The 10,949-nt window shown below is 66.8% G+C and carries 9 protein-coding genes and 1 tRNA gene; 9 read left to right on the top strand and 1 reads right to left on the bottom strand.

Annotated features, from left to right (window positions below; translation table 11 throughout):
• Nucleotides 1-126: 126 nt before the first annotated feature.
• A complete protein-coding gene (locus tag ACZ4WZ_RS13380; RefSeq protein WP_467889182.1) occupies nucleotides 127-1,353 on the bottom strand; it encodes a pyridoxal phosphate-dependent aminotransferase in 1,227 nt (408 codons plus the stop codon).
• A 195-nt stretch (nucleotides 1,354-1,548) separates the two neighbouring features.
• On the opposite strand from ACZ4WZ_RS13380, the gene ACZ4WZ_RS13375 reads away from it, so the two are divergent.
• The 9 genes from ACZ4WZ_RS13375 (at nucleotide 1,549) to rpoB (ending at nucleotide 10,847) form a co-directional block, all read left to right on the top strand.
• Nucleotides 1,549-1,621, top strand: a tRNA-Trp gene (locus tag ACZ4WZ_RS13375).
• A 105-nt stretch (nucleotides 1,622-1,726) separates the two neighbouring features.
• Nucleotides 1,727-2,008, top strand: coding sequence for a preprotein translocase subunit SecE (gene secE, locus ACZ4WZ_RS13370; RefSeq protein ID WP_467889578.1), 282 nt, complete (start codon nucleotides 1,727-1,729; stop codon nucleotides 2,006-2,008).
• Nucleotides 2,009-2,092: 84 nt separating this feature from the next.
• On the top strand, nucleotides 2,093-2,998 hold the full coding sequence (nusG, locus tag ACZ4WZ_RS13365; RefSeq protein ID WP_467889179.1) for a transcription termination/antitermination protein NusG: 906 nt from the start codon (nucleotides 2,093-2,095) through the stop codon (nucleotides 2,996-2,998).
• Nucleotides 2,999-3,165: 167 nt separating this feature from the next.
• Entirely contained in the window at nucleotides 3,166-3,600 is a 435-nt protein-coding gene (gene rplK / locus ACZ4WZ_RS13360; RefSeq protein WP_007265885.1) for a 50S ribosomal protein L11, read from the top strand.
• An 87-nt stretch (nucleotides 3,601-3,687) separates the two neighbouring features.
• Nucleotides 3,688-4,416 (top strand): 50S ribosomal protein L1, encoded by a 729-nt coding sequence (rplA, locus tag ACZ4WZ_RS13355; protein ID WP_388934875.1) that lies wholly within the window; start codon nucleotides 3,688-3,690, stop codon nucleotides 4,414-4,416.
• A gap of 173 nt (nucleotides 4,417-4,589) precedes the next feature.
• Nucleotides 4,590-5,495, top strand: a complete 906-nt coding sequence (locus ACZ4WZ_RS13350; RefSeq protein WP_467889176.1) for an SCO4651 family lipoprotein — start codon at nucleotides 4,590-4,592, stop codon at nucleotides 5,493-5,495.
• A 280-nt stretch (nucleotides 5,496-5,775) separates the two neighbouring features.
• Nucleotides 5,776-6,306, top strand: a complete 531-nt coding sequence (gene rplJ, locus ACZ4WZ_RS13345; protein ID WP_361606076.1) for a 50S ribosomal protein L10 — start codon at nucleotides 5,776-5,778, stop codon at nucleotides 6,304-6,306.
• A 110-nt stretch (nucleotides 6,307-6,416) separates the two neighbouring features.
• On the top strand, nucleotides 6,417-6,803 hold the full coding sequence (gene rplL, locus ACZ4WZ_RS13340; protein WP_388934867.1) for a 50S ribosomal protein L7/L12: 387 nt from the start codon (nucleotides 6,417-6,419) through the stop codon (nucleotides 6,801-6,803).
• A gap of 561 nt (nucleotides 6,804-7,364) precedes the next feature.
• Complete coding sequence (rpoB, locus tag ACZ4WZ_RS13335; protein ID WP_388934864.1) at nucleotides 7,365-10,847, top strand: DNA-directed RNA polymerase subunit beta; 3,483 nt, start codon at nucleotides 7,365-7,367, stop codon at nucleotides 10,845-10,847.
• Nucleotides 10,848-10,949 lie beyond the last annotated feature (102 nt).

Genomic DNA, 10,949 nt, shown 5'->3' with positions numbered 1-10,949 from the left:
TCTTCCTCCCCCAAGCCACACCACACATCCCCCCCCCCCCCCCCCCCCCCGCCCCCCCCCCCCCCCCCCCCCCCCCCCCCCCCCCCCCCCCCCCCCCCAGGACCTGGTCGCGGGACCGCCGCGGGCCTAAGCCTTGGCCTCCGCGAGGAGCTTCTGGACGCGGGAGACGCCCTCGACCAGGTCCTCGTCGCCCAGGGCGTACGACAGGCGCAGGTAGCCGGGGGTGCCGAAGGCCTCGCCCGGGACGACCGCGACCTCGGCCTCGTCGAGGATCAGCGCGGCGAGCTCGACGGAGGTCTGCGGGCGCTTGCCGCGGATCTCCTTGCCGAGCAGCTCCTTGACCGACGGGTACGCGTAGAACGCGCCCTCGGGGGTCGGGCAGAAGACGCCGTCGATCTCGTTGAGCATCCTCACCATCGTCTGGCGGCGGCGGTCGAAGGCCTTGCGCATCTCGGCGACGGCGTCCAGGTTGCCCGAGACGGCGGCCAGCGCGGCGACCTGGGCCACGTTGGAGACGTTGGAGGTGGCGTGCGACTGGAGGTTGGTCGCGGCCTTGATGACGTCCTGCGGGGCGATCACCCAGCCCACGCGCCAGCCGGTCATGGCGTACGTCTTGGCGACGCCGTTGACGATGACGCACTTGTCGCGCAGGGCCGGCACCAGCACGGGCAGCGAGGTGAACTTCGCGTCCCCGTACACGAGGTGCTCGTAGATCTCGTCGGTCAGCACCCACAGGCCGTGCTCGGCGGCCCACTCGCCGATCGCGCGGGCGTCCTCCTCGCTGTAGACCGCCCCGGTCGGGTTGGAGGGGGAGACGAACAGGACGACCTTGGTGCGCTCGGTGCGCGCGGCCTCGAGCTGCTCCACGGAGACGCGGTAGCCGGTGGTCTCGTCGGCCACGACCTCGACCGGGACACCGCCGGCGAGGCGGATCGACTCCGGGTAGGTGGTCCAGTACGGGGCGGGGACGATGACCTCGTCGCCCGGGTCGAGGATCGCCGCGAAGGCCTCGTAGATGGCCTGCTTGCCGCCGTTGGTCACGAGGACCTGGGAGGCGTCGACCTCGTAGCCGGAGTCGCGCAGCGTCTTGGCGGCGATGGCCTTCTTCAGCTCGGGCAGGCCGCCGGCCGGGGTGTAGCGGTGGAACTTCGGGTCGCGGCAGGCCTCGACCGCCGCCTCGACGATGTAGTCCGGCGTCGGGAAGTCGGGCTCGCCCGCGCCGAAGCCGATCACCGGACGGCCGGCGGCCTTGAGGGCCTTGGCCTTGGCGTCGACGGCGAGGGTGGCGGACTCGGAAATGGCGCCGATACGGGCAGACACCCGGCGCTCGGAGGAAGGCGTTGCAGAGGTCATGGGGCCAATCGTCCCAGACGTGCGAGAAGGGCGGCACACCGTTTCAGTCACCGGACGGAGCAGATCCGGATGTCTTCTGTTCGACGTCAGGGCCCGGACCACGTACACTCACCTGTCGTTGGTCCTCAACAGCCGCCCCAGAGCGTGAGCACTCCGTGCACTCGCCCGGATGCGGTAGGTTGGGGCACGCAACAAAGGGTCGTAGCTCAATTGGTAGAGCACTGGTCTCCAAAACCAGCGGTTGGGGGTTCGAGTCCCTCCGGCCCTGCTTCACACTCCTTCTCGGATGTGTGCGCAGGTACGTACTTCGATGCAACGCCGTGCGGCGCAACCGGGCGCGGCAACGGCCACGACCCGGATTCAGGTGAGAGACGTGACGGACGCCCTGGGCTCCATCGACATGCCTGACGCCGACAGCGACTCTCGCGAGAAGAAGGCCCGCAAGGGCGGCAAGCGCGGAAAGAAGGGCCCCTTCGGGCGCCTCGCGCTGTTCTACCGCCAGATCGTCGCGGAACTCCGCAAGGTCGTCTGGCCCACCCGTAACCAGCTCTCGACGTACACCACCGTGGTGATTGTCTTCGTCGTCATCATGATCGGTCTGGTGACCGTGATTGACTATGGGTTCCAGGAAGCCATCAAGTTCGTCTTCGGCTGATCCCCGCGGAGGGCGGCGCCTTGATGGGTGCCGCCCGTTTTCGCATGTTCGACCACCTTTTGTATCCAGGAAGAAGCAGCCACCGTGTCTGACCCGAACCTGAACGTGAGCCACGACTCCGTCGAGTCCGTCGAGGACGAGCTCGACATCGTCGAGGCGGCGGACGCTGTGGACCCCGACGAGGTCGAGCTCGCCGATGCCGAGGCCGGCATCGCCGCCGAGGAAGCCGCGCTGCACGTCGAGGACGAGGTCGACGCCGAGTCCGAGACCGACGAGACCGACGAAGACGCCGAGGACGAGGGCGACATCGAGGCCGAGACTGAGACCGAGGTCGAGGTCGAGGACGCCGAGGAAGCCGCTCCGGCCGAGCCCGTCGACCCCATCCAGGCCCTCCGCGAGGAGCTGCGCCTGCTCCCCGGCGAGTGGTACGTGATCCACACCTACGCGGGCTACGAGAAGCGCGTGAAGGCGAACCTCGAGCAGCGCGCCGTCTCGCTGAACGTCGAGGAGTTCATCTACCAGGCCGAGGTGCCCGAGGAAGAGATCGTCCAGATCAAGAACGGCGAGCGCAAGAACGTCCGGCAGAACAAGCTGCCCGGTTACGTTCTCGTCCGCATGGATCTGACGAACGAGTCCTGGGGCGTCGTCCGCAACACCCCGGGTGTCACGGGCTTCGTCGGCAACGCGTACGACCCGTACCCGCTGACCCTCGACGAGATCGTCAAGATGCTCGCCCCCGAGGCGCAGGAGAAGGCCGCCAAGCAGGCTGCCGAAGAGGCCGGTCTGCCCGCGCCCGCCGTCAAGCGCACCATCGAGGTCCTGGACTTCGAGGTCGGCGACTCGGTCACCGTCACCGACGGCCCCTTCGCCACGCTCCAGGCGACGATCAACGAGATCAACCCGGACTCGAAGAAGGTCAAGGGCCTCGTCGAGATCTTCGGCCGCGAGACCCCGGTCGAGCTGAGCTTCGACCAGATCCAGAAGAACTGATCTTCCGGATTCAACGCTTCCGAAACAGGTCAGACCAGCCCGTGAAGGGCGGTCTGACCTGCTCGGTTTTTAGCCCCGCACTGATACCCGTTATCGTGGTGCGGTATGCCTCCATCCGGATGACCGGAAGGATGGCTGAAAACTCTCACTAGGACCCGGAGAGAGCAATGCCTCCCAAGAAGAAGAAGGTCACGGGGCTTATCAAGCTCCAGATCAAGGCCGGTGCGGCCAACCCGGCTCCGCCGGTCGGCCCCGCGCTCGGTCAGCACGGCGTCAACATCATGGAGTTCTGCAAGGCCTACAACGCCGCGACCGAGTCGCAGCGTGGCATGGTCGTGCCGGTGGAGATCACGGTCTACGAGGACCGTTCCTTCACCTTCATCACCAAGACCCCGCCGGCCGCGCGCCTCATCCTGAAGAGCGCCGGCATCGAGAAGGGCTCCGGCGAGCCGCACAAGACCAAGGTCGCGAAGCTCACGCGTGACCAGGTCCGCGAGATCGCCACGATCAAGATGCCCGACCTCAACGCGAACGACATCGACGCCGCCGAGAAGATCATCGCCGGCACCGCCCGTTCGATGGGTATCACGGTCGAGGGCTGATCCAGCCCCTCGCAGTTCCCCAGTGGTAGGGCCAAGCGCTGGCCCGTACCACGACTCCATGCCTGAAGCACTTACACAGGAGCAGAAGTGAAGCGCAGCAAGACTCTCCGCGCTGCGGACGCCAAGGTCGACCGGGAGAAGCTCTACGCTCCCCTCGAGGCCGTCCGTCTCGCCAAGGACACCAGCACCACCAAGTTCGACGCCACCGTCGAGGTTGCCTTCCGCCTGGGTGTCGACCCGCGCAAGGCCGACCAGATGGTCCGCGGCACCGTGAACCTCCCGCACGGCACCGGTAAGACCGCCCGGGTCCTGGTCTTCGCGACCGGTGACCGTGCTGCGGCCGCGGAAGCCGCCGGCGCCGACATCGTCGGCGACGACGAGCTGATCAACGAGATCGCCAAGGGCAACCGCCTCAACGAGTTCGACGCCGTCGTGGCGACCCCGGACCTCATGGGCAAGGTCGGCCGCCTCGGCCGCGTGCTCGGTCCGCGTGGTCTCATGCCGAACCCGAAGACCGGCACCGTCACCATGGACGTCGCCAAGGCTGTCACCGAGATCAAGGGTGGCAAGATCGAGTTCCGCGTCGACAAGCACTCGAACCTGCACTTCATCATCGGCAAGGTCTCCTTCACCGATGAGCAGCTGGTCGAGAACTACGGCGCCGCTCTGGACGAGATCATCCGTCTGAAGCCGTCCGCCGCCAAGGGCCGCTACATCAAGAAGGCCGCCCTCAGCACCACGATGGGCCCCGGCATCCAGCTGGACTCCAACCGCACCCGGAACCTCCTCGTCGAGGAAGACCCGGCTGCTGTCTGAGCCTCACGGCTCGCCTGAGTGGCTGAACGGGCCCTCCGCTCCCTCCGGGGAGCGGAGGGCCCGTTTTCTTTGCCAGGGGGCGGTACGGGCCGGACGCCCCATATCCAGAAGCGTCCACGGAATACAGGCCGTATGGTCATACGGTTATCGATCACACCAGGGGTGGGGACTCCATGCTGACGTACCGCAAGAAGACCGCAGGGGCCGCGCTGGCCGCCGTACTGCTCGTGGGCGGGGCCACCACGGCCTGCGAGGACGGGAAGAAGGCGGACGGCGGCAAGGCGGCGGCCAAGCCGGCCGCACAAGCCTCTCCGTCCGGCCCGGCGGCCCAGGGCGCCGCGGACGCGACCCCGGCCGCGTACCTGCGGAAGGCCAAGAAGAAGTCCGAGGAGATCACCTCCCTCCGCTACACCATGTCCGGGACCACCGCCGGACAGCAGCTGTCCGGCGAGGTGTCCATGCGGATCAAGCCGTCCGTGGCCATGTCGATGAAGATGGCCACGCAGGGCGCCGGCGCCGGGTCGATGGACCTCCGGCTCGTCGACGGGGCCATGTTCATCGGGTCCGAGGGCAAGTACCTGAAGTTCGACATGAACGCCCTGGACCCGGCGACCGCCAAGAAGCTGGACCGCGCGGGCGGCGGGGTGAACAGCTCCGGCGAGAACCCGGGGGACCGGGCCGACCAGCTGCTGGCGGCCGAGGACCTCAAGACCGTCGGCGACGAGACCGTCGACGGCGTGAAGACCAAGCACGTCCGCGGGACCGTCACCACGGAGCAGATGCGGGCCTCGCTCGCCTCGGAGACGCCCGAGGTCAAGGAGCGCCGGGAGAAGTCCGTCCAGAAGCTGGAGGCCGAGGGCATCAAGAGCCTGGACGTGGACATGTGGATCGACGAGAGCGACCACACCAAGCGGGTCCGCACCCGCGGTGAGGGCACCCAGGGCCCGATGGACATCACGATCACGTTCGTGGACTACAACAAGCCGGTCGACATCACCGCCCCGTCGGCCGACCAGGTCGTGGACCTCGCCGAAATGATGAAGGACTCGGGCACCGGCTCCGGGACCGACCAGGGCTGACCAGGCAGAACGCGTGGAGCGGATCCGCCGTACGGGCGGATTTGCTCTGCAACGGTTGATTCGCGTACGCTTCACCAGAAGCCAAAGACCGCTGGTCGTTGCCGTGCCTGGAAGGGTGCGGTGGCCGAAGGATCCGCTACTGCGGACGACCCGCGCAGGTGACTGTGGAATGCTCCCGGATTTCTTCCGGTCGAGCTACGCCCTGGCGCCTGCGCCGGGGCGTTTTGTATGTACGGCCCTTCTGAGCGGTCCTCATCACCCGGAAGGAGGCCGACGCTCTATGGCAAGGCCCGACAAGGCTGCCGACGTAGCCGAGCTTGAGGACAAGTTCCGCAGCTCGAACGCCGTTGTGCTGACCGAGTACCGGGGTCTCACCGTCGCGCAGCTCAAGACGCTGCGTCGTTCGCTCGGTGAGAACGCCCAGTACGCCGTGGTGAAGAACACGCTGACCAAGATTGCGGCTAACAACGCCGGGATCACCTCGCTCGACGACCAGTTCACTGGTCCGACGGGTGCCGCCTTCATCACCGGTGACCCGGTGGAGTCGGCCAAGGGTCTTCGTGACTTCGCCAAGGAGAACCCGAATCTCATCATCAAGGGCGGTGTCCTTGACGGCAAGGCGCTGACCGCCGATGAGATCAAGCAGCTCGCGGACCTCGAGTCCCGCGAGGTTCTGCTCAGCAAGCTGGCCGGCGCGTTCAAGGGCAAGCAGTCCCAGGCTGCCTCGCTCTTCCAGGCGCTGCCGTCGAAGTTCGTCCGCACTGCGGAAGCGCTTCGCGTCAAGCTCGCCGAGCAGGGCGGTGCCGAGTAATTCGGCTCGCGCACTGATCCACGCCGCCTAGTGCGTGGGTCGTAGCGGGCCGTTACGCCCGCCTCTCTATACATCCGGCACCTGCCGAATTAGTGGAAGGATCGCCCATCATGGCGAAGCTCTCTCAGGACGACCTCCTCGCCCAGTTCGAGGAGATGACCCTCATCGAGCTCTCCGAGTTCGTGAAGGCCTTCGAGGAGAAGTTCGACGTCACCGCCGCCGCGGCCGTCGCCGTTGCCGCCCCGGGTGCCCCGGGCGCCGGTGCCGTTGCCGAGGTCGAGGAGAAGGACGAGTTCGACGTCATCCTCACCGGCGCCGGCGACAAGAAGATCCAGGTCATCAAGGTCGTGCGCGAGCTGACCTCCCTGGGTCTGAAGGAGGCCAAGGACCTCGTCGACGGCACCCCGAAGCCGGTCCTCGAGAAGGTCAACAAGGAGGCCGCTGACAAGGCCGCCGAGGCCCTCAAGGCCGCCGGTGCGGGCGTCGAGGTCAAGTAACACCTCTGAGGCCGTCTGACGGCCTCTGCAAAGGGCGATCACCCGTAAGGGTGGTCGCCCTTTGGCGTATCCGCAGTGCCTGACTTGCCCTGGTCTCGTTGGGGAGTAGGGTGATCTTCGTTGTCCCGAAGCAGGGTCCGGAGATGATCCGCTCGGAGCACGGGGCCTTGACGAACGGCCAGCGGCGCGCAATTCTCAGTCCCGTCGTGAGGTCGCCGGGCTCGATCCGAGATCCGAGGCATGGATCGACTACGAAGAGGGCAGTACTCATACGCGCTCTGTGTACGCAGGGACGCAGCGTGTTGGTTGAACGAGTAGGGAAGGGCCTGTTGCCGGTTTCCGGAAACCTGGTCTGGACATCAGTGAGCCGAGTGGCTACACTGACCCTTTGCGCTGCCTGTTAGCTGCCCCCTGCCCGTCGCCAGGGGCATGCCCACGCTAGAGCACATCTGACTGACCGCTCTGACCTGGCCTTTTAGCCAGATCGGAAGCATCTTGTCTTCTGTGTCGGCTGGGACCGGTACGCGCGTAGTGAGTCCGAGCCCTCGGAAGGACCCCCTCTTGGCCGCCTCGCGCAACGCCTCGACCAATACGAACAACGGTGCCAGCACCGCCCCGCTGCGCATCTCCTTTGCAAAGATCAAGGAGCCCCTCGAGGTTCCGAACCTCCTGGCGCTGCAGACCGAGAGCTTTGACTGGCTGCTCGGCAACGCCGCCTGGAAGTCCCGCGTCGAGTCGGCGCTTGAGAGTGGACAGGACGTCCCCACCAAGTCCGGTCTGGAAGAGATCTTCGAGGAGATCTCGCCGATCGAGGACTTCTCCGGGTCGATGTCGCTGACGTTCCGCGACCACCGGTTCGAGCCGGCGAAGAACTCTGTCGACGAGTGCAAGGAGCGCGACTTCACCTACGCGGCGCCGCTCTTCGTCACCGCCGAGTTCACGAACAACGAGACCGGTGAGATCAAGTCTCAGACGGTCTTCATGGGCGACTTCCCGCTCATGACCAACAAGGGCACCTTCGTCATCAACGGCACCGAGCGCGTCGTCGTGTCGCAGCTCGTCCGTTCCCCGGGTGTCTACTTCGATTCCTCCATCGACAAGACCTCCGACAAGGACATCTTCTCCGCCAAGATCATCCCGTCCCGGGGTGCCTGGCTGGAGATGGAGGTCGACAAGCGCGACATGGTCGGTGTCCGCATCGACCGCAAGCGCAAGCAGTCCGTCACCGTCCTCCTGAAGGCTCTCGGCTGGACCACCGAGCAGATCCTCGAGGAGTTCGGCGAGTACGAGTCCATGCGCGCCACCCTGGAGAAGGACCACACCCAGGGCCAGGACGACGCGCTGCTCGACATCTACCGCAAGCTCCGCCCGGGCGAGCCGCCGACCCGCGAGGCCGCTCAGACGCTGCTCGAGAACCTCTACTTCAACCCGAAGCGCTACGACCTCGCGAAGGTCGGCCGCTACAAGGTGAACAAGAAGCTCGGCGCCGACGAGCCGCTCGACGCCGGTGTGCTCACCACCGACGACATCATCGCCACGATCAAGTACCTCGTGAAGCTCCACGCGGGCGAGACCGAGACCATCGGCGAGTCGGGCCGTTCGATCGTCGTCGAGACCGACGACATCGACCACTTCGGCAACCGTCGTCTGCGCAACGTCGGCGAGCTCATCCAGAACCAGGTCCGCACGGGTCTGGCTCGTATGGAGCGCGTCGTGCGCGAGCGGATGACCACTCAGGACGTCGAGGCGATCACGCCGCAGACCCTGATCAACATCCGGCCGGTCGTCGCCTCCATCAAGGAGTTCTTCGGCACCAGCCAGCTGTCGCAGTTCATGGACCAGAACAACCCGCTGTCGGGTCTGACGCACAAGCGTCGTCTCTCGGCGCTGGGTCCCGGCGGTCTCTCCCGTGAGCGGGCCGGCTTCGAGGTCCGTGACGTGCACCCGTCGCACTACGGCCGCATGTGTCCGATCGAGACCCCCGAAGGCCCGAACATCGGTCTGATCGGCTCGCTCGCGTCCTACGGCCGCGTCAACGCGTTCGGTTTCATCGAGACCCCGTACCGCAAGGTCGTCGACGGCGCCGTGACCGACGAGGTCGACTACGTCACCGCCGACGAGGAAGACCGCTTCGTCATCGCCCAGGCGAACGCCCGCCTGGACGACGAGCTGCGCTTCACCGAGAACCGCGTCCTGGTCCGCAAGCGTGGTGGCGAGGTCGACTACGTCGAGCCGTCCGACGTGGACTACATGGACGTCTCGCCGCGCCAGATGGTGTCCGTCGCCACCGCGATGATCCCCTTCCTGGAGCACGACGACGCCAACCGTGCCCTCATGGGCGCGAACATGATGCGCCAGGCCGTTCCGCTCATCAAGGCGGAGGCCCCGCTCGTCGGCACCGGCATGGAGTACCGCTGCGCGGTCGACGCCGGCGACTCGATCAAGGCGGAGAAGGACGGTGTCGTCCAGGAGGTCTCGGCCGACTACATCACCGTCGCCAACGACGACGGCACGTACACCACGTACCGCGTCGCCAAGTTCTCCCGCTCGAACCAGGGCACCTCGGTCAACCAGAAGGTGATCGTCAACGAGGGTGACCGGATCGTCGAGGCCCAGGTCCTCGCCGACGGCCCGGCCACCGAAGAGGGCGAGATGGCCCTCGGCAAGAACCTGCTCGTCGCGTTCATGCCGTGGGAAGGCCACAACTACGAGGACGCGATCATCCTGTCGCAGCGCCTCGTGCAGGACGACGTCCTCTCCTCGATCCACATCGAGGAGCACGAGGTCGACGCCCGTGACACCAAGCTGGGCCCCGAGGAGATCACCCGGGACATCCCGAACGTCTCCGAGGAGGTCCTCGCCGACCTCGACGAGCGCGGCATCATCCGCATCGGTGCGGACGTCGTCGCCGGCGACATCCTCGTCGGCAAGGTCACGCCCAAGGGTGAGACCGAGCTGACCCCCGAGGAGCGCCTGCTCCGCGCGATCTTCGGTGAGAAGGCCCGCGAGGTGCGTGACACCTCGCTCAAGGTCCCTCACGGTGAGATCGGCAAGGTCATCGGTGTCCGCGTCTTCGACCGCGAGGAGGGCGACGAGCTTCCTCCGGGCGTGAACCAGCTGGTCCGCGTCTACGTCGCCCAGAAGCGCAAGATCACCGACGGTGACAAGCTCGCCGGCCGCCACGGCAACAAGGGTGTTATCTCGAAGATCCTTCCGATCGAGGACATGCCGTTCCTCGAGGACGGAACTCCGGTCGACATCATCCTGAACCCGCTGGGTGTCCCGTCCCGAATGAACCCGGGACAGGTCCTGGAGATCCACCTCGGCTGGCTCGCCAGCCGCGGCTGGGACGTCTCCGGCCTCGCGGACGAGTGGGCGCAGCGCCTCCAGGCGATCGGCGCCGACCAGGTCGCCCCCGGCACCAACGTCGCCACCCCGGTGTTCGACGGCGCCCGCGAGGACGAGCTGGCCGGTCTGCTCCAGCACACCATCCCGAACCGCGACGGCGAGCGCATGGTGCTCCCGACCGGTAAGGCGCGCCTGTTCGACGGCCGCTCCGGCGAGCCGTTCCCGGACCCGATCTCGGTCGGGTACATGTACATCCTCAAGCTGCACCACCTGGTCGACGACAAGCTCCACGCCCGTTCGACCGGTCCGTACTCGATGATCACGCAGCAGCCGCTGGGTGGTAAGGCGCAGTTCGGTGGTCAGCGATTCGGTGAGATGGAGGTGTGGGCGCTCGAGGCGTACGGCGCCGCCTACGCCCTCCAGGAACTCCTGACGATCAAGTCCGACGACGTGACCGGCCGCGTGAAGGTCTACGAGGCCATCGTCAAGGGCGAGAACATCCCTGAGCCGGGCATTCCCGAGTCCTTCAAGGTGCTCATCAAGGAAATGCAGTCGCTCTGCCTCAACGTGGAGGTGCTGTCCTCGGACGGCATGTCCATCGAGATGCGCGACACCGACGAGGACGTCTTCCGCGCGGCGGAGGAGCTCGGTATCGACCTGTCCCGGCGCGAGCCGAGCAGCGTCGAAGAGGTCTGACGGGCCTGGGGGGGGGGGGGGGGGGAGAGGGGGGCGGGGGGGGGGGGGGGGAGGGGGGGGGGGGGCCGCGCCCGGTCGGGGCGACCTGGAAGCGCCAGTTTT

The sequence above is a fragment of the Streptomyces sp. NPDC029122 genome, assembly GCF_055569445.1.
The sequence above is the reverse complement of the archived record's forward strand: the minus strand, read 5'-3'. Positions and strand labels throughout refer to the sequence as shown.

What these genes read in the sequence shown, in the direction of transcription:
- ACZ4WZ_RS13380 (WP_467889182.1), bottom strand. Translation starts at nt 1,353, where the DNA reads ATGACCTCTGCAACGCCTTCCTCCGAGCGCCGGGTGTCTGCCCGTATC.
- rplL (WP_388934867.1), top strand. Translation starts at nt 6,417, where the DNA reads ATGGCGAAGCTCTCTCAGGACGACCTCCTCGCCCAGTTCGAGGAGATG.
- ACZ4WZ_RS13350 (WP_467889176.1), top strand. Translation starts at nt 4,590, where the DNA reads ATGCTGACGTACCGCAAGAAGACCGCAGGGGCCGCGCTGGCCGCCGTA.
- rplJ (WP_361606076.1), top strand. Translation starts at nt 5,776, where the DNA reads ATGGCAAGGCCCGACAAGGCTGCCGACGTAGCCGAGCTTGAGGACAAG.
- rplK (WP_007265885.1), top strand. Translation starts at nt 3,166, where the DNA reads ATGCCTCCCAAGAAGAAGAAGGTCACGGGGCTTATCAAGCTCCAGATC.